An 18028-nucleotide genomic window follows, 5' to 3' on the forward strand; every position below is an offset into this window, starting at 1 on the left:
CGTCCGGAGGCCACGAGGCGGGGGCGGTGCCGGAAGGCGCCGCCGAGCTTGCTGCTATTTGTAGGGATCTGCCGCATCACGCAAGCCGTCTCCCAGAAAGTTGAATGCCAAAATGACAAGAACAACAGGAATGATCGGAAAGAGCAGCCAAGGATAGAAGGCGATGACGCTGACGCTTTTTGCCTCGGTCAGCAGAATACCCCAGCTGGTGATCGGCGGGCGAAGGCCGAGGCCGAGGAAGGAAAGTGCGGTCTCGCCGAGGATCATGCCGGGGATCGAAATCGTCGCCGAGGCAATGAGGTGCGACATGAAGCCCGGCACCAGATGCCGGCCGATGATGCGCGGCGTGCTGGCGCCCATCAGCTGTGCGGCCTGCACGTAATCCTCCTCGCGCAGCGCCAGCAGCTTGGAGCGCACGGCGCGGGCAAGGCCGGTCCAGTCGATGATGCCGAGGATGACCGTTATGCCGAAATAGATGACGATCGGGCTCCACGTCACCGGCATGATGGCGGCCAGCGCCATCCACAGCGGCAGGCTCGGCAGCGACTGCAGCACTTCGATCAGGCGCTGGACGATGAGATCGAAAATGCCGCCCCAGTAACCGGCGAGGCCGCCGATGACGATGCCGAGCACGAAGCTGATCGCGATGCCGATGAGACCGATCGTCAGCGATATCCGCGCGCCGTAGAGGATGCGCGAGAGGACGTCGCGGCCGAGCCGGTCGGTGCCGAGCAGGAACATCTGGCCGCCGATCGAAGGGCAGACCAGATGATAGTTCGAGGCGACGACACCCCAGAACTTGTAGGAATCGCCGCGGCAGAAGAACCGGATCGGCTGCACGTCGTTCGGCCTGTCGGTATAGACGCGGTGCAGCGTATCGAGATCGAGCGTCATGGTGCGCCCGTAGACGAAGGGACCGACGAACTCACCCTTGTCGAAGAAGTGGACGCGCTGCGGCGGCGCATGGATGAAATCGACGTTGCGCGTGTGCAGGCCGTAGGGCGCCAGGAACTCGACGATCAGGATCATCAGGTAGGTGACGGCGAGAAAGATGCCGGAGATCAAGGCGAGCCTGTGCTGCTTGAACTTCCACCACATCAGCTGCTTCTGCGAGGCGAGATGGATGCGCGACTGCGCAGCCGTCATCGTCTCGGTCGCGTGCGGATCGAAGGGAGCGGTCGAGACGTAGTGCGGAAGCGGTGCGCCGGGTGCGGGAAGGGGCGACATTATTTGGTGCTCCTGCCTTGCAGACGGATGCGGGGATCGAGGAAGCCGAGCGCGATATCGGAAATCAGTACGCCGATGACGTTCAGGAAGGCGAGGAACATCAGGAAGGAGCCGGCAAGGTACATGTCCTGGCTCTGCAACGCCTTGATCAGCATCGGCCCGGTGGTTTCCAGCGAGAGCACGATGGCGACGATCTCGGCGCCCGAAATGATCGATGGCAGGATCGAGCCGATATCGGCGACGAAGAAGTTGAGCGCCATGCGCAGCGGATATTTGACCAGCGCCCGCATCGGATGCAGGCCCTTGGCGCGGGCCGTCGTCACATATTGCTTCTGCATCTCGTCGAGAAGATTGGCGCGGAGCCGCCGGATCATGCCGGCCGTGCCGGCCGTACCGACGATGATGACGGGAATCCAGAGATGGCCGAGGATCGACTTCGCCTTTTCCCAGCTCATCGGCGCATTGAGATATTGCTGGTCCATCAGGTGGCCGATCGACAGCCCGAACCAGACATTGGCGAAATACATCAGGATCAGCGCCAGCATGAAGTTCGGGATGGCGATGCCGAGCAGGCCGAGGAAGGTCAGCCCGTAGTCACCCCAGCTGTATTGATGCGTGGCCGAATAGATGCCGATCGGGAAGGCAATCAGCCAGGTGAGCAGGATCGTCGTGAAGGAGACGAGGATCGTCAGCCACAGGCGGTCGCCGACCACGTCGGAGACCGGCAGCTGATATTCGAAGGAATAGCCGAAGTCGCCGTGCAGCATGCCGCCGACCCAGTAGAAATAGCGCACGATCTCCGGCTTGTCGAAGCCGTATTGCTGGCGCATCTCCTCGATTTCCTGGAGGTTGGCGGTCTCGCCGGAGGCGCGCAGCTCGGCGATCTGGCTCTCGAAGAAGTCGCCCGGCGGCAGCTCGATGATGGTAAAGACCAGCGCCGAAATGACGAAGAGCGTCGGCACCATGGCGGCGATGCGCCAGAGAATGTATCTGAGCACGCCTCAGGCCTCCTTGTACCAGAATGCATCCGGCATGTAGACGCCGAGATAGGAGGTGGGATCGAAGCCGTAGAGCGCTTTCTCCGGCAGGTTCTGCAGCTTGGCGGCGCGAAGGATCGGCTGCAGCGTGCTGTTGATGAGGCCGATCGAGAAGACCTGCTGCGTATAGAGCGACAGCATCTTGTGCCAGATCACCTGGCGTTCCTCGAATTTCGCCGTCGAGCCCCATTGTTTGAGCAGGTCGACCAGTTCGGCCGCCTCCGGCAGGTCGGGTGCGACGCCTTCCTGGCCGGCGGAGAGGTAATGCATGCCCCAGAGCGGCCATTGCAGCTGATCGTCGAGCGTCGGCGCGAGCCCCGAGGGCGACATGTCGGCCGTCGGCACGCCGTTGTCGAGGCCGTACCAGATCGACATCATGATCGAGCCGCTCATGGCGCGGTTGCGGAAGACGTCGCGCTGCGACGTGCGGGTATAGAGCGCAAGGCCGATATTGGCCCAGTGGTCGTGCACCAGTTCGAGCACGTCGGTATCGAGATTGCTCTCGCCGGCGGTCTCGACGGTGATCTCGGCGCGTCGCCCGTCGGGCAGCAGCCGGATGCCGTCATCGCCGCGCTTGGTCAGGCCGAGTTCGTCGAGCAGGCGATTGGCCTCGTCCGGATCGAACTTCACGAAAGCATCGGCATATTCCTGCTTGAAGAGCGGGCTGTCGGGCAGGACGGTATCGGCGCTCGGCGTGCCCAGGCCATAGAAGGCGACCATGTTGATCTCGTGCCGGTCGATCGCCAGCGACAGGGCCCGGCGCAGGCGCACGTCGCGGAAGAGGCCGCGCCACACCTCGTCGGCGCAGTTGAGGTTCGGCAGCAGCGTGATGCGCGAGCCGCGCGCGACCTTCCAGAGGTTGACCTTCACCGGGAAACGCTTCTCGGCCTCCTTCAGGAAGGTGTAGTCGTTGAAATCGATGCCGGTCGCCTGGAGGTCCGCTTCGCCGGCGCCTGCCTTGGCGGCGATGATCGAGGAGGAGGAGACGTTGAGGACGAAACGGTCGAGATAGGGAAGCTGCCTGCCGTTCTCGTCGACGCGGTGGAAGAACGGATTGCGCTCGAAGACGAATTGATCGGCCGGCAGCGGCGTCGTGTTGTGCCAGGGATCGAGCGTCGGCAGGTTCGGATTCTCGGGGCGGTAGGAACGCGCCATCTTGATGTGCAGGTCCTGCCACTTCTTGACGCGGCTGGCCTTCATCATCTGTTCCATCTTCGCCTCGTCGGGCTGGAACTTCTTGTGGAACTGCTTGAGGTAATGCGCCGGCCCGAAGATGACGAGCGGCTGGGGGCCTGCCAGCGTCGGCAGGAACATCGGGTTGGGCTTTTCCCAGGTGTAGCGCACGGTCAGCGGATCGAGCATCTCGAAGCGCGGCAGATTGCCGTGCGGGCGCAGTTCCAGCGCGCCGCCGCCGGGCGTCAGCTTGTCATTCAGGATGACGTCTTCCCACCAGTAGCGGAAATCGTCGGCGGTGAAGGGTTCGCCGTCGGACCATTTATGGCCCTCGCGCAGCGTGAAGGTGAAGACCGTGTCGTCCTCGGACTGGAAGGCCGCCAGGATATCAGGCTGGAATTGCAGGTGCTTGTCATAGCCGACCAGGCGGGAATAGCCGTAGATCGTCATGAAGCGGATGTCGCGCTGACTGCCGATGATGGTGCGCACCGTGCCGCCATAGGCGCCTGGGGCGAGCCCCATCTCCTTCAGGTTGACGATGCGCGGGCGAAGCGGAATGCGCTCGGCCATCGACGGCAGGCTGCCGGCGCTAAGCCGCTCCTTCAGGAATTCCGGCTCGGCGATTTGTTGGGCGCGCAGCACCGCGGGCGCGATCGCCGCGCCGACGAGGCCGCCGAGGAATGTGCGACGCGTCACCATCAGCGCAACTCCCTGATATCGGCGCCCTTGCGGGCGCGCACCAGATGGCCGTCGCCGAGGTCGGCATAGGCAAGCTCGGACGCGTCGTCATGCTCGGCGGTGAAGGTTACGCCCCAATTCTGCTTGTCGGCGGCGCCGTTTTCCCGGAGCGCCTTGAAATCGAGCGGCCGGTCGAGATCGGGGAAGGGGACGGCGGCGAGCAGCGATTTCGTATAGGGATGCACCGGATCGCGCAGGATGATTTCGCGCGGCGCGATCTCGACGATGCGGCCCTTGCACATGACAGCGATGCGGTCGGCCATGTAATCGACGACCGCGAGATTGTGCGAGATGAAGAGATAGGTCAGCCCCAGCTCTTTCTGCAGGTCCTTCAACAGGTTGAGGATCTGCGCCTGTACCGAGACGTCGAGGGCCGAGACCGGCTCGTCGAGGATGACGAGCTTGGGGCCAAGCGCCAGAGCGCGAGCGATGCCGATGCGCTGGCGCTGGCCGCCCGAAAAACTGTGCGGGTAACGGCTGAGGTAGCGCTTGTCGAGGCCGATCGCGCCCATCAGCCCCTCGACCTTGCGCTTGCGCTCGGCGCTGTCGCCGCGGTCGTGGATTTCGAGCGGTTCGCTCAGAATGTTGCGCACCGTCATGCGCGGCGAGAGCGAGGAGACCGGGTCCTGGAACACCATCTGGATCTTGGTGCGCAGTTCCTGCAGCTCTGAGCCCTTGACGGAGAGGACGTCGATCACGTCCTTGCCGTCGTTGAACACCACCGCGCCATCGTCAGGCGTGACGGCGCGCATCAGGATCTTGCTGAGAGTGGTCTTGCCGCAGCCGGATTCGCCCACCAGGCCGAGACATTCGCCCCGGCGGATGTCGAAGCTGACATCGTCGACCGCGTGCACGACGGTGGCTTCCTGCCTGCCGAGCAAACTACGCTTTCGCGTCCTGTAGGTCTTGGAGAGATTGGCGACCGAAAGCAGCACGCCAGGCGTCTCCGCCTGCAGCGGCTTCTTCTTGCCCACCAGCGTTTCGAGATTGACCGGCACGTCGCGCAGCGCTTTCAGCCGCTCGCCGGGCTTCATGTCGAAATGCGGAACGGCGGCCATCAGCGCCTTGAGATAGGGGTGCTGCGGATTGCGGAAGATGGCCTCGACCGGCCCGGCCTCCATGATCTCGCCGTGATAGATGACGACCACCTCGTCGGCCATGTTGGCGACGATGCCGAGATCGTGGGTGATGAGCAGCATCGCCATGCCGAGCTTGGCCTGCAGGTCGCGCAGCAGTTCGAGGATCTGCGCCTGGATCGTCACGTCGAGCGCCGTCGTCGGCTCGTCGGCGATCAGCAGCGCCGGCTTGCAGATCAGCGCCATGGCGATCATCGCGCGCTGGCGCATGCCGCCCGACAGCTCGAACGGATACATGTCGTAGGTGCGGTGCGGATTGGAGAAGCCGACGAGGCCGAGCATCTCCTCGGTCCTGGCGCGTGCCTCCTGCTTGTCGACGTCGGTATGAATCAGCAGCACTTCGCTGATCTGGTTGCCGACCGTATGCAGCGGCGAGAGCGAGGTCATCGGCTCCTGGAAGATCGTCGCCATGCGCTTGCCGCGCAGATCGCGCATCTCTTCGCTGTCGCGCGGCAGCGACAGGATATCGGTCGTGCTGCCGTCGAGCGGATCGGTGAAGAGGATGCGGCCGGAAGCCTTGGCCGGATTGGGCAGGATGCCCATGACGGACTGGCTGATCACGGATTTGCCGGAGCCGGATTCACCGACGAGAGCGGTGACCTTGCCCGGAAGGATGCGGAGATTGGCTTCCTTTACGACACGCAGCCGGTCGCCGAAAACCGAGAAGGAGACGTCGAGGTTCTCAATACGCAACAGATCGGCAGCAGACGCCATACCAATGAAATTCCCCAGTCTTCTATGTTCCCGTTAAGGCACACTATCGTACCGCAAACGGGGTGTCTAGCTGATGACAATTGCAGGGGAAATCGCTGCGTCCCGCCGAAGCTACCGGGCGGAGCGCGCTCATTTTACAGGGGTTGCAGCTCTTACTGGATGAACTTCTCCATGGTTGTGCGATTGACCTGTTTCTTGGCGTCGCGATGCAGGAGGATGACTTGCTCCGCTTCGGAAAGCCCGTTCTGCACGGCCTCGCGGAAGCTCTCGCCGGCGTCGATCTCGGGGGCCGGCGCACGCGGCTGCAGCACCGTCACCTTCTGGCGGATGCCGCGCAGCTTTTCCTCTCCGAGCGTCGTCCACTCGCCGCCGCAGTAACCGGCGAAGGCCTGGCTGGCGACGACCTCGCGGCCGTATTTCTTGGTAAGGATCTGCAGACGCTGGACCTCGTTGACCGCCGAGCCGAAGGCGGAGAACGTCAGGCGGTCCTTGAGGCCGACATTGCCGAACATGACGTTGCCGACATGCAGGCCGATGCCGTAGCCGACCCTGGAGAGACCTTTCTGCTCGCGGTCCCTGTTGAGTTCCGCGACCCGCGCCTGCGCCTGATGGACGGCCGAAAGAGCGGCCTCGCAGGCGATTTTCGACGGGTCCTTGTGGCGCCCGCAGGGATAGACGGCGAGGAAACCGTCGCCGAGGAAGCTCAGGATCTCGCCGCCATTGCGGTTGAAGGGCGCGGCGATCGCGTCGAAGAACTGGTTCAGCGTGTCGATATAGGCCTGCCGGCCTTCCTTTTCGGCATACATCGTGGATTCGCGCATGTCACCCATGACGAGCGCGGCGCGGATCGTCTCGCCGTCGCCGCGGCGGATCTGGCCGTTCAGCACCCGCTTGCCGGCGTCGCCGCCGAGATAGGTGGTCAGCATGTTGTTGGCGAGCTTGCCGAGCACCGCCATCTTGGCGGCGACCGCCAGATGGTCTTGCATCCTAAGCAAGGCGTCGATCATGTCGTCGGAAAAGCCGTTGTGGTGATCCGTCGACCAGGAGCCCATCATGCCCTGCACGGAACCGTCGCCGAAAGGCTGCACGAAGGCGAGGTAATCGGTGATGGCGTCCTTGCGCAGGTCCTCGAAGATCGGGAATTCGGCCGGTCCCTCCTGCATCAGCCGGCGCCGGATGTGCTGCAGGTTGTTGTCGAGCAGATAGTAATAGGGGCTCTGCAGGAAGCGATCCGGCTTCTGCCCGGCGGGCATGCGGAAGCCCTCGATAGTGACGCCGCTGGCGCGCCGCCAGGTGAAGCTCAGTGCATCGTAGAGTGGATGCAGCATCGAAAAACTGAGATGCACGCGCGCTATCGGCAGGCCCGCGGCCGCAATCCTCTCGCAGAAGCCGCGCACGATGTTTTCAAGATCGTCTCCAGCCAGCGAAGAGTTCGTCAGCCATTCAGCGACCCGGTCCAACAGGATGGAGGACACGCTGGATTCGGTCGTGCTCATTCTCGGTATGATCCTCATAAGGCACGCCATCCCCAAGAACAAAAACCCCTTGGCCGGCGCATTTTCATGCGCAGGACATAAGGAAATCAGGATGTACGAGCGGTATTATTGTGTCAACGATCTGCCGGGAGCCCGGCAGCAGCGCCCCTCAGCTCCCCGGTCGGAGATCGGACAGGCAGTCCTTTCATGGCGGTTTATTATCAAAAGACAAAATAGGGATGCTGCAAATGCGAAACAATGGGACCCGGATTTTTTTGTGCGCTCAAGTTGTAGCAAGGCGGCCACCGGGGTTTTCCGGTCACACCTTGGATAGGGGGAGCCACCGGCGCGGAAGGACAGCGCGCCGGAGAAAGAGGAAGATCCACGCGCGGGTTTAATTTGCAGCGATCATGCATTAGATCAGCTTCCTGAGCTTCCCCATCTGAAAGATCCCGCCTTGGCCTCCTCCACCTTCGATACGCTTTTGCAGAAGATCGAAACCCGCGCGGCGCGTGCCGGCATCATCGGGCTCGGCTATGTCGGCCTGCCGCTGGCGATCGCGGTGGCGCGCAGCGGTTTTGCGGTCACCGGCTTCGACATCGATCCCGGCAAGATGGTGGCGCTCGAGGCCCGCCGCTCCTATATCGACGCCGTCAGCCACGAAGCGCTTGCCGCCGAGATCGAGGCGGGGCGGTTCCAGGCGACGACGGATTTCGCCGGCCTCGCCGCATGCGACGTCATCATCATCTGCGTGCCGACGCCGCTCACCAAGCACCGCGATCCCGACCTTTCCTTCGTCGAGGCGACGTCACGCTCGATCGCTCGGCATCTGCGCCCCGGCCAGCTCGTCGCGCTGGAATCGACCACCTATCCCGGCACGACCGACGATATCGTCAAGGTCATTCTCGAAGGCACAGGACTGAAATCCGGCTCGGATTTCTTTGTCGGTTTCTCGCCGGAGCGCGAAGATCCCGGCAATCAGCATTATCACACCGCCACCATCCCCAAGGTCGTTGCCGGCGACGGCGCCGAGGCGCTGGCACTGATGAAGGCCTTCTATGGCGCGGCGGTCTCGACCGTCGTCCCGGTCTCCTCGAATGCGACCGCCGAGGCGGTGAAGCTTACCGAAAACATTTTCCGCTCGGTCAACATCGCGCTCGTCAACGAGTTGAAGACCGTCTATGCGGCGATGGGCATCGATGTCTGGGAAGTGATCGATGCGGCCAAGACCAAGCCCTTCGGCTACATGCCCTTCTATCCCGGCCCCGGCCTCGGCGGCCATTGCATCCCGATCGATCCCTTCTACCTCACCTGGAAATCGCGCGAATACGAGCTCCCGACCCGCTTCATCGAGCTCGCCGGCGAGATCAATTCGGCGATGCCGCGCTATGTCGTCGGCAAGCTCGCAGAGGCGCTGGATATCCGCGCCGGCAAGGCTCTGAGCCGCAGCCGGGTGCTGGTGCTCGGGCTCGCCTACAAGAAGAACGTCGCCGATATAAGAGAGAGCCCGTCGCTGCGGCTGATCGAGATCATCGAGGAACGCGGCGGCCGGGCTGACTATCACGATCCCTTCGTCGCCGAGATCCCGCCGACGCGCGAATACCAGGCGCTGAAGGGCCGTAAGTCGGTGGCGCTGACGCCGGAAGCCGTTGCCGGCTACGATGCGGTGCTGGTCGCGACCGATCACGATAAGGTGGATTATGCGGGCCTGTCGAAAAGCGCTTCGCTGATCGTCGATACGCGCAACGTCTTCGACCGGCTCGGCCTTTCGGCCGGTCACGTCATCAAGGCGTGACGGAAACGGCGGAAAGCGATTTGCCGGTCATCCGGCTTGCCGCCACCGCATAGCCGCCTGATGCACCGTCGATGAAATGCATGTGGTCTCGCGAAATCGGCGTCGGGACGAAGCAGGTCATCAGCGCCGAGGCCTGACGATGCAGGCCGTAGCGGGCGACGCCCTTCGCGTGTGCCTCTTCCAGCAGCGTCTCGATCCGTTTCAGATGTTCGGCATCGACGTCGACCGTCATCTTCAGCCCGTCATCGAATTTGCGGAAATCGGAATTGCCGGCCACGTCGCGCTTGTAGCGGCGGGCGTCGAAGCGGCCGAGCGGAATGCCGAGCTTGAAGCACAGGACCGTAATGGCAAGCTGCAGGAAGATGATGACCTTCTGCCGCAACCGCCGGCCGGCCGGCGCAGTGGCCTTGGCCTCGCGGTTGATGCCGTGCAGCGAGAAGGCAAGGTCCGGGCCATCGGCCGGCACCGGATGGCTGTCGCGATTCTGCTCGGTGGTGATGGCGACGATGCCGTTGACGAGGTCGCGGAATTCCTGGCCGGGGCGGCCTTCGCCGGGCACGGCGATGATCGAGACGATCTCGCCGTTGCGCGCCTCGATCGGGCTCCAGCGGCAGGAGAGGCCGGTTAGGTCGGGACGTGTTCCGGGGGTGGCACGGTCAACGCCGTATTGGCCGAGCTTCATCTGCCTTTCGGCCCAGCTCGTGCCGCCGCCCCAGAACATCGCGTATGTGACGTGGGGGCTTGCCGAATAACGCGCGACGCGGACGTCGAGGCCGTGAGCACGGATATCGGCGACCGGAACGATGGCGATGCGCAGCATCAGGCCGAGATCCTCCTCGACCCAGACCTGCACGGCGGCGAGTGCGTCGCGCGCGGTCTTCTCGAGCGAACCAGGAAGCGCGATCAGCGCGCCGTCGCCGCCGAAGACGAAGGGATAGTCGCCCTTGCCGACGGAATTCAGGACCGCGGAAATGACGCTGGCGCCCGCCATGTTGACGTCCTTGTAGCGGCCGCCGGCGATCGCCTGTGTCGAGCCGACGATATCGGCGAGCGCCAGCACCCATCCGTCCGGCAGCGGCCGATAGTTGGCGGCATCGGTCACGCCTTCGAATGCGCTGAAGAGCGGAACGGCGGCAAAGAAATCTTCGTCGGTCACGGTTGTCATGTCACCCAGCTTAGCACAGACACATGTTGCCACTGCAACGCCAATTCCCATTTACGGCAATCGACTTGGCAAGGTTTCAGTGTTAGCACGCGCTCAACGATTTTCATGACGGATACGCAATAGATGAGCCGCCTCGACAGCTTCATTCGCCGGTTGACGGCTCAACGCGACATTCTGAACTCCATTGCCGATCTGGTCGAAGAAATTGAAGGCCCGGTGCTGGAGTTCGGCCTCGGCAACGGCCGCACCTACGACCACCTGCGCGAGAAGTTTCCGGGCCGGCGCATCGTCGCCTTCGACTGGGAAGTCCGCTCCTATTCCGCCTCGACACCGGAGGCGCAGGACATGGTGACCGGCAACATCCGCGAATCCGGCCAGGCCTTTCTCGGCATCGGCGCAGCACTCGCCCATGCCGATATCGGCACCGGCCATGACGAAATCGACGCCGTGACGCTGACCTGGCTGCCGCAGCTGATGGCCGGCGTGCTCGCCCCGAACGGCATCGCCGTCAGCGGCCTGCCGCTGGAGCATGCCGAACTGATGTCGCTGCCGCTGCCTGAGGGGATCAAGGAAGGGCGGTATTTCCTTTATCGGAGGAAATGAGCAGTATTCCAGGCAGCTTCCACGTCGGTCGTTTTGGCCGTGCGGACGCACATAATCTCGAAAGGACGCAAGGGCGTAATGACGAAACGCCTTAACTCACAAGTAGCTCTAAATTCCGAGCTTCGAGAACCGCTTATTGCAATTTTTGCGCTTAAATTGTAGCTGTTTTCTATCCGGCACGACTGTCGTGGCAAGACGATGGTGAGTCGTCGCCGCACTTGCAGCAAGCATAAATGGGGCATGGATATGGGGTTTACTGAAGCTGTTCGGACAGTTCTAACGCAGAAATACATCACCTTCTCCGGCAGGGCGTCTCGCTCGGAATATTGGTGGTTTCAGCTGTTCAATTGGGGATTGGGGGTCGCACTTTGGATTGTAAGCTTGTTGCTTACGCCGAATAGCGCTTCGTCAATGTCCAACCCGTTCTCGATAATCGGAGTATTGATTTCACTCGCATTGATCCTGCCGCAGATAGCCCTTCAGGTTCGCCGTTTTCATGATCGCAACATTTCCGGTTGGTGGTATCTTGGACTTATCGTCGCGTGCATCATTCCTTTCGTTATGTTCATTTCGATTATTGCGATTTTCGTGATCAGCGTGCTTCGAGGCACGGAAGGTCCGAACAAGTTCGGGCCTGATCCGCTCCGTCCGGAAGCAAGAGCAGAGGTCTTTGCCTAGAGCATGATCATCCGCAACGTCGGCCTGCTGGTGGCGCTGTTCCTGGCCGCATCGGCGCAATTTTCGCCTGCGCAAGCGCAGGTCAGCAGTCAGCAGGTCGAGGGTGGCGCTCGTCAAAAGAGCGCCGCCGGAGCCGAATATGCCGCGCAGTGCCTGCAGAATGGCCTGCGCTGCGGGCTCGTCTATGGCGATGCCTCTGAAAAGGCCGAGCCGGCATCGAAGACGACGTCTTCTTCATCCCCACAACGCAGGCCGTTGACGATCCCGCGAGAGCCGGTCATCAGCGGTCCCGTGGCCGTTGTGATCGTGTTCGTCGGTCTCGTCCTGCTCGTCGCATTGTGGTTGCGTTTCGGAAATGGCGGCGTGCTGCTGTCATCGGCCCCCCGCGACATCAAGCGTCGGCAGGGAGAGGCGCCGGAAAGCTGGCGCACCTCGGCAGCCGAGATCGAGGAAGGGTCGAACGACTTCCTGGATCGCATCGCCGCCATGGCGGATCGAAAGCAGGCGCTCGTCCTGCTGCTCAGGCATTGTTTGCTTCACGCCGCCGATATCACGGGAACGCGCCTTTTCCGCTCGGATACGGAGCGGGCCGTTTTCGCCCGCCTGCCGGCGAACATGCCCGACCGCGATCGCCTCGAAAACATGCTGACCGCAGTGGAACTCGTGCACTACGGCGGCCGCACGTTCGCGGAAAACCATTTCGGCGTCCTTCTTTCGACCGCACGCGGCTTGCTGTCGACAGGCAGGCTGGCCAATGCGTAACTCCATCCCTCTTCTGTTTCTGGGGCTGTTGCTGGCGCTGGCGGCGCTGGCAATCTTTGCGCTCTCCAGGGGGAGCGATTACGACCGCTCTCCTCTCGGCAACAAGGGATTGGAATTGTGGCTGCAAGCCAAGGGCGTCCCTGTCCTCCGATCCGACCCTCATGTCAGCCAGGCGCGTTCGGAAGTCTCCTTGCGCATCTTTCCCTTGTCGATACGCCAAGGCAAGCCTGCCGCACCGCAGACGGACGAGGAACCGGGTGAGGTAGGCCCGGAAAGCGCGGTGCAGGAATCGAGCGATTACGCCCTGCCGACACTGATCATCTTGCCGAAATGGCGTGGCAATGTGTCGACGAATGGTATCGCCAGCGCGGCGGGACTGATCGATCTCACCGAGATCGGCGGCGAACTCGAAAAGATCGGCTATTCAGATCTGGATCTCACGCGCAGCGAGACCGGATTTGAAGAGGCGCATCCGGCCCTGAAGCCGGGCCAGCCCATCGAGATCGCCTTGTACTATGCACAAACTTTCGACCGGGCGAGCCTGCCTTCCTCCTGCAGGGAGCTCGCCGGCACGCAGACGGGTGCGCTGCTCGTCCATTGCGACGACTACAATCAAGCCTATCTGCTGTCGGACCCCGACCTCTTCAACAATCACGGCCTGGCCCTGGCCGACAACGCCTCCTTTGCCGTGTCGCTCGTCACGCTGTTGCGCGGAACGGCCGAAACACGGCCGGTCTATCTGGATACGGCTGGCCAGCCGCTGGATGACGAGGAGCGGATCGACGAGGGCCGCACTTACGAGCGCTCGGCCTCCGATTTGACGCGATTTTTCGCTTATCCCCTGTCGCTCATCTGGGGAACATTGCTGGCCGTGGCGGCGATCTGCTTCTGGCGCGGCGCCTATCGTTTCGGGCCTGCTTTGCCCGAGGCATCCGCAAACACCGAAATGTCGAAGACAACGGCCATCGAAGCCACAGCGCGTCTGCTGCGCCTGTCGGGCAATGACGGCCGCATGACGGAACAGTTCGTTCTTCATCTGCTTGCGGACAAGGCGCAATTGGTCTTCGGCCCCGGAGCCGGAAATCAGGCGGGCATCGATCGGCTGTTCCAGCGCCTGGCACGCCGCGATCAGGCGACGGCGCGGGCATTGCATGTGTCGGCGCAGGCGCTGATCGAACGTGGACATCTGATGACGCGGGCAAACCTGTACCGCAATCTCGAGACATTCAGAAAATCGCTGGGGAGCATAGACCTTGGATCTAGGTGAATTTCGCAATCTTATCGCCGCGGTTCGCGGTGAAATCGGCAAGGCGGTACAGGGGCAGGATGCGATCATCGACCTCGTGCTGATCTCGATCTTCGCCGGCGGGCACTGCCTCGTCGAAGGTCCTCCCGGCACGGCCAAGACTTTGCTCGCCCGCTCCGTCTCCGCGGCGATGGCGCTGCAATATCGGCGCATCCAGTTCACGCCCGACCTGATGCCCGGCGATGTTCTCGGCGTCAATCTCTTCAATTTCCAGACCAATCAGTTCCACCTGACCAAGGGGCCTGTTTTCACCGACATTCTCCTCGCCGACGAAATCAATCGCGCCCCGCCGAAGACGCAATCGGCTCTTCTCCAGGCGATGAACGAGCGGATGGTCACGATCGACGGGACCGATTATTCGCTCGGGCCGGATTTCTTCGTGCTCGCCACGCAGAACCCGATCGAGCAGCAGGGCACTTACCCTCTGCCCGAGGCGCAGCTCGACCGCTTTCTCTTCAAGCTCATCGTCGATTTTCCCGACCGGGACACGGAAATTGCGATCCTCTCCAGACACGCGGATCAGGCGCTGAAATCGGATGTGCGCAATGCCGGCATCCGCCCGCTCGTCACCAGCGCAGCACTTGCCGCCGGGCGAGCGCTGATCGATTCGATCCATCTCGACAAGACGATCCTGACCTATGTCGTCGATCTCGTGCGCGCGACGCGCTCCGATCCCGATATTCTCTACGGCGCATCCACCCGCGCGGCGGATGCTCTTGCCGCGGCAGTGCGCGTGCGCGCGGCGTTCGAGGGCCGGGATTACGGCTTGCCTGATGATGTGCAGGCTCTGCTGGTGCCGGCACTGCGCCATCGCATCGTGCTTTCGCCTTCGGCGGAAATCGACGGCCGCACGCCCGACGAGGTGCTCCGCAACATCAAGAACCGCGTGGATGCGCCCCGTTAAATGCGGCCATCCTCATATCTGATCGCGTTCGTCCTGATTTTTGCTGCGGTGACGGTCTTCGCCAGCGTGTGGTGGCGTGACATGACCTATCTGCTGCTTCTCATGTGGCTTGCCCTTGCAGCCCTGACGGTCGCCGATCTGGTCATATCGAACCTGTCCGGCCGAATGACGGTCGATGCCGATCTGCCGTCGCAGGGCTTTGTCGGCCACACCACCACGTTCACCGTCAGCATGCGGCCGCAGAAGAAAGAGCTGCCCGGGAATATCGAAATCCGGCTCGATCTCGCTCCCGAACTCGTCCTCGGCGAGATCAGATGGCTGTACCCGGCGCCGGATGGCGGGGAAAAACTGGTCAAAGCCTCTCTCGATCTTCACCTGAAGCGGCGGGGGCAGTTTGCGGTCAACGAGCTGTGGCTGAAATGGCCATCGCGGTTGAAGCTGCTCGAGTTGATCGCCCGCATGCCGGTCGGCAAGGAAATCGCCGTTCAGCCAGACATATCGCCCGTGCTGTCCGGAGCGATCAAGACCCAAATCCTGCCGCTGGAGGCCGGCCAGAAGGATTTGCGCTTGCGGGGCGAGGGATCGGAGTTCCATCAGCTGCGGGAGTTTACCAGCGGCATGGACCCGCGCAGCATCGATTGGAAGCGGTCGGCGCGCATGCGCAGCCTCGTCGTGCGCGAAATGAGGGCCGAACGAAACCACCAGATCATCCTATGCGTCGATTCCGGGCGGCTGATGGCCGAGCAACTTGCCGGCTTTACGAAACTCGATCGCGCCATCAATGCAGCGCTCGCCATGTGCTGGGGTGCGGGCCTCGCCGGCGATCTCGTCGGCTTCTACAGCTTCGACAGCCGCCCCCGTCTCTTCGTGCCCGCTCTGCCTGGACGCGCAGCCTTTCCGCGGCTGCAGACGGTGTGTGCCGGGCTGCGTTACGAAACGCAGGAGACAAACCACACGCTGGGACTGACGCATCTGTCCGGACGCCTGAAGCGACGTTCGCTGATTGTGATATTCTCCGATTTCGTCGATACCATCACGGCGGAACTGATGATCGAGAACATACAGGTGCTCGCCCGGCATCATTTCGTGGTCTATGTCGCCCTGCGCGACCCGATGCTGGCAAAGCTCATCGAACCCGAGGAAACGACGCTCGATGCCGTCGCCCGCTCCGTCGCGGCACGCCAGGTCCTGCAGGAGAGGCGCGCCGTCATGGAAAAGCTGGCGCGCATGGGCGTGCTTTGCCTCGACAGCACGCCCGAAGCGCTGACGTCGGATCTCATTGCGCGCTATATCGAAATCAAATCCCGTGAGATGATATGATGGATATCGGTATCGACGGCAGGGTGGATACGGGCGGGGCGGCGAATGTCGGCGCCGTCCAGAACGATACGCTCCGCTCGGCCCGCTTTCGGCTGGAGCGCGAGGCGCACTGGCGTCAACTGGACGAACTCGTGACGCGCGCCGAAAAAGGCGGCACGGCCGCGCTCGGCTATGATGAGGTCCGCAATCTCGCGGCCGGATACAGGCAGGCGATGAACTCGCTGAGCGTGGCGCGCGATATTTCCCTCGACCGCGCCCTGATCGCCTATCTGGAAAGCCTCTGCGCCCGGGCCTATCTCGTCGTCTATGCCCCGCAGGAGAGCCTTGGCGGCCTGACCGCCCGCTTGTTGTTGCAGGGTATCCCGCAGGCAGTGCGTCGTTCGGCCCTGCCGTTGTTTATCGGCTTCCTGGCGCTCATTCTCGGGGCGGCCGCCGGATACAAGCTCTGCCAAAACGACCCGAGCTGGTTCTATACGTTCGTGCCCCCGGAGCTCGCCGATCAGCGCACGCCCGATGCATCGGCCGATTATCTGCGCTCCACGATCTATGGCGATGAAGGGCATGACAGCGACAGGCTGGCCGCATTTTCCGCATTTCTGTTTTCCCACAACACGACCATCGTCATCCTGATCTTCACGCTCGGTATTTTCGTGTCGGTGCCGAGTTTCATCCTGACCTTCTACAACGGCCTGATCCTCGGTGCGTTTTTCGCGATGTTTGCTCGAAGGGGCCTTGGCTACGACGTCTTCGCCTGGCTCTCGATCCATGGCGTGACCGAGCTTGCGGCCATCGCCATTGCCTGCGCCGGCGGCGCAAGACTTGGGCTGGCCGTTCTGCTTCCGGGTGCGCGAACACGCAAGGAGGCGTTGCGCCACCAGGCGCATGATGCCGTCAAGCTTGCCATCCTGGCGGCGCTGATGCTCATCGTCGCAGCCATCATCGAAGGGTTCCTGCGGCAGCTGATACAAGATCCCTTCTGGCGCATCGTCATCGGCTGGGGCATGGGTGTCTTCTGGATGAGCTGGCTGCTGCTCGCAGGTCGAGGCAGCAAGACATCGCGCGAGGCCGCGCGATGAACCAGACTGATAAGGACGGCAGGCGCGTCGAGCAGTTCATCCCGCCGGAAGGCGTGCCGATCAATTTCGCCATTGCCTCGCTCGGAACGCGTTTCGGCGCGCAGATCCTCGACATGATCTTCACGGTCCTCGTCGTCGCCATCGTTGCCTTTGTGATCCTGTACACCGGCATGCTGCCTGCAAGCGCGGAGACGATGCTGACGGTGCTGCTGGGCTATCTGGTGGGCGTCCCTTATTACGTCCTCTCGGAACTCATCTGGAACGGACGCACGCTCGGGAAAAGGATAACCGGCATCCGCGTCATCAACATGGACGGACGGCGGCTCACGCCGCATCAGGTGACCGCGCGCAACCTCATGAAGGAGGTGGAGATCTTTGCTCCCCTCGGCCTCTTGGCTTCGGTCGGCACTCAGTCGGCCTGGGAAAACGTTTTGACGGGTCTCTGGCTGCTGGTGGTGATCGTCGTCCCCTTTACCAACCGGCGCCGGCAAAGGCTCGGCGACATCATCGCCGGCACGCTGGTGGTCGACAATCCGCGCTCGGCGCTCCTCTCCGACCTCGCTTTGTCCGCCCCTGCCGCCGCATCATCGCAATCGGCCTTCGAGTTCCTGCCTGACCATCTCGATATCTACGGAAAATACGAGCTGCAAACGCTGGAGGACGTGCTTCGCGACACGACAAAGAAGTCCAATCACGAAGAGATCGTCAAGATCGTGCGCACGATCACGAGAAGGATTCGCTACGAGGAGCCTGTGAAGCCCGGCCAGGAACTGTTGTTCCTGAACGAGTTCTATCGCGCCCAGCGCGAGCATCTGGAAAGCCTGAAGCTGTTCGGGACACTGCGCGAGAATAAGTATCACGAGCATACGAAAACAGAGGCGAAGAAGCTGGTTTGAGCGGGGGAGTGGCCTCGCATCAG

15 protein-coding genes are annotated in these 18028 nt (G+C 62.4%); 9 read left to right on the top strand and 6 right to left on the bottom strand.

Annotated elements, in window-relative coordinates; genetic code table 11:
* Nucleotides 1–54: 54 nt before the first annotated feature.
* The 5 genes from QD408_RS11195 to QD408_RS11215 form a co-directional block, all read right to left on the bottom strand.
* Complete coding sequence (locus QD408_RS11195) at nucleotides 55–1227, bottom strand: ABC transporter permease (RefSeq protein WP_190237480.1); 1173 nt, start codon at nucleotides 1225–1227, stop codon at nucleotides 55–57.
* Complete coding sequence (locus tag QD408_RS11200) at nucleotides 1227–2225, bottom strand: ABC transporter permease (protein WP_088683516.1); 999 nt, start codon at nucleotides 2223–2225, stop codon at nucleotides 1227–1229. Before QD408_RS11200 ends, QD408_RS11195 begins: the two co-directional genes overlap by 1 nt.
* Before the next feature lie 3 nt (nucleotides 2226–2228).
* Nucleotides 2229–4136 carry an ABC transporter substrate-binding protein gene (locus tag QD408_RS11205; RefSeq protein ID WP_414139351.1) on the bottom strand — a complete coding sequence of 636 codons (1908 nt, stop codon included), beginning with the start codon at nucleotides 4134–4136 and terminating at the stop codon, nucleotides 2229–2231.
* Nucleotides 4136–6025, bottom strand: coding sequence for an ABC transporter ATP-binding protein (locus QD408_RS11210; RefSeq protein ID WP_414139352.1), 1890 nt, complete (start codon nucleotides 6023–6025; stop codon nucleotides 4136–4138). The genes QD408_RS11205 and QD408_RS11210 overlap by 1 nt, the downstream gene beginning before the upstream one ends.
* Before the next feature lie 152 nt (nucleotides 6026–6177).
* Nucleotides 6178–7521, bottom strand: a complete 1344-nt coding sequence (locus QD408_RS11215; protein WP_414139353.1) for an adenylate/guanylate cyclase domain-containing protein — start codon at nucleotides 7519–7521, stop codon at nucleotides 6178–6180.
* Nucleotides 7522–7957: 436 nt separating this feature from the next.
* Between QD408_RS11215 and QD408_RS11220 the strand changes: the two genes are divergently transcribed.
* Entirely contained in the window at nucleotides 7958–9295 is a 1338-nt protein-coding gene (locus QD408_RS11220) for a nucleotide sugar dehydrogenase (protein ID WP_414139354.1), read from the top strand.
* Here the strand turns inward: QD408_RS11220 and QD408_RS11225 are convergent.
* Complete coding sequence (locus tag QD408_RS11225; RefSeq protein ID WP_414139355.1) at nucleotides 9285–10460, bottom strand: DUF3095 domain-containing protein; 1176 nt, start codon at nucleotides 10458–10460, stop codon at nucleotides 9285–9287. The two genes, QD408_RS11220 and QD408_RS11225, sit on opposite strands and share 11 nt — an antisense overlap.
* A 123-nt stretch (nucleotides 10461–10583) precedes the next feature.
* On the opposite strand from QD408_RS11225, the gene QD408_RS11230 reads away from it, so the two are divergent.
* The 8 genes from QD408_RS11230 to QD408_RS11265 all read left to right on the top strand — a co-directional run bounded on the left by QD408_RS11230 (nucleotide 10584) and on the right by QD408_RS11265 (nucleotide 18005).
* Entirely contained in the window at nucleotides 10584–11063 is a 480-nt protein-coding gene (locus tag QD408_RS11230) for a class I SAM-dependent methyltransferase (protein WP_414139356.1), read from the top strand.
* Nucleotides 11064–11309: 246 nt separating this feature from the next.
* Nucleotides 11310–11741, top strand: coding sequence for a DUF805 domain-containing protein (locus tag QD408_RS11235; protein ID WP_414139382.1), 432 nt, complete (start codon nucleotides 11310–11312; stop codon nucleotides 11739–11741).
* Nucleotides 11742–11744: 3 nt separating this feature from the next.
* On the top strand, nucleotides 11745–12503 hold the full coding sequence (locus QD408_RS11240; RefSeq protein ID WP_414139357.1) for a hypothetical protein: 759 nt from the start codon (nucleotides 11745–11747) through the stop codon (nucleotides 12501–12503).
* Nucleotides 12496–13770 carry a hypothetical protein gene (locus QD408_RS11245; protein WP_414139358.1) on the top strand — a complete coding sequence of 425 codons (1275 nt, stop codon included), beginning with the start codon at nucleotides 12496–12498 and terminating at the stop codon, nucleotides 13768–13770. The genes QD408_RS11240 and QD408_RS11245 overlap by 8 nt, the downstream gene beginning before the upstream one ends.
* Nucleotides 13757–14713: an AAA family ATPase gene (locus QD408_RS11250; protein WP_088683506.1), complete on the top strand. Its 957-nt coding sequence runs from the start codon at nucleotides 13757–13759 to the stop codon at nucleotides 14711–14713. The genes QD408_RS11245 and QD408_RS11250 overlap by 14 nt, the downstream gene beginning before the upstream one ends.
* Nucleotides 14714–16033 (top strand): DUF58 domain-containing protein, encoded by a 1320-nt coding sequence (locus tag QD408_RS11255; RefSeq protein WP_414139359.1) that lies wholly within the window; start codon nucleotides 14714–14716, stop codon nucleotides 16031–16033.
* Nucleotides 16033–17109, top strand: a complete 1077-nt coding sequence (locus QD408_RS11260) for a stage II sporulation protein M (RefSeq protein WP_414139360.1) — start codon at nucleotides 16033–16035, stop codon at nucleotides 17107–17109. Before QD408_RS11255 ends, QD408_RS11260 begins: the two co-directional genes overlap by 1 nt.
* Nucleotides 17106–18005 (top strand): RDD family protein, encoded by a 900-nt coding sequence (locus QD408_RS11265; RefSeq protein WP_414139361.1) that lies wholly within the window; start codon nucleotides 17106–17108, stop codon nucleotides 18003–18005. The genes QD408_RS11260 and QD408_RS11265 overlap by 4 nt, the downstream gene beginning before the upstream one ends.
* Nucleotides 18006–18028 lie beyond the last annotated feature (23 nt).

Source organism: Rhizobium sp. BR 249 (assembly GCF_047445895.1).
Classification (GTDB): domain Bacteria; phylum Pseudomonadota; class Alphaproteobacteria; order Rhizobiales; family Rhizobiaceae; genus Rhizobium.

What these genes read in the sequence shown, in the direction of transcription:
- QD408_RS11195 (WP_190237480.1), bottom strand. Translation starts at nt 1,227, where the DNA reads ATGTCGCCCCTTCCCGCACCCGGCGCACCGCTTCCGCACTACGTCTCG.
- QD408_RS11205 (WP_414139351.1), bottom strand. Translation starts at nt 4,136, where the DNA reads ATGGTGACGCGTCGCACATTCCTCGGCGGCCTCGTCGGCGCGGCGATC.
- QD408_RS11210 (WP_414139352.1), bottom strand. Translation starts at nt 6,025, where the DNA reads ATGGCGTCTGCTGCCGATCTGTTGCGTATTGAGAACCTCGACGTCTCC.
- QD408_RS11215 (WP_414139353.1), bottom strand. Translation starts at nt 7,521, where the DNA reads ATGAGCACGACCGAATCCAGCGTGTCCTCCATCCTGTTGGACCGGGTC.
- QD408_RS11225 (WP_414139355.1), bottom strand. Translation starts at nt 10,460, where the DNA reads ATGACAACCGTGACCGACGAAGATTTCTTTGCCGCCGTTCCGCTCTTC.
- QD408_RS11230 (WP_414139356.1), top strand. Translation starts at nt 10,584, where the DNA reads ATGAGCCGCCTCGACAGCTTCATTCGCCGGTTGACGGCTCAACGCGAC.
- QD408_RS11235 (WP_414139382.1), top strand. Translation starts at nt 11,310, where the DNA reads ATGGGGTTTACTGAAGCTGTTCGGACAGTTCTAACGCAGAAATACATC.
- QD408_RS11240 (WP_414139357.1), top strand. Translation starts at nt 11,745, where the DNA reads ATGATCATCCGCAACGTCGGCCTGCTGGTGGCGCTGTTCCTGGCCGCA.
- QD408_RS11245 (WP_414139358.1), top strand. Translation starts at nt 12,496, where the DNA reads ATGCGTAACTCCATCCCTCTTCTGTTTCTGGGGCTGTTGCTGGCGCTG.
- QD408_RS11255 (WP_414139359.1), top strand. Translation starts at nt 14,714, where the DNA reads ATGCGGCCATCCTCATATCTGATCGCGTTCGTCCTGATTTTTGCTGCG.
- QD408_RS11260 (WP_414139360.1), top strand. Translation starts at nt 16,033, where the DNA reads ATGGATATCGGTATCGACGGCAGGGTGGATACGGGCGGGGCGGCGAAT.
- QD408_RS11265 (WP_414139361.1), top strand. Translation starts at nt 17,106, where the DNA reads ATGAACCAGACTGATAAGGACGGCAGGCGCGTCGAGCAGTTCATCCCG.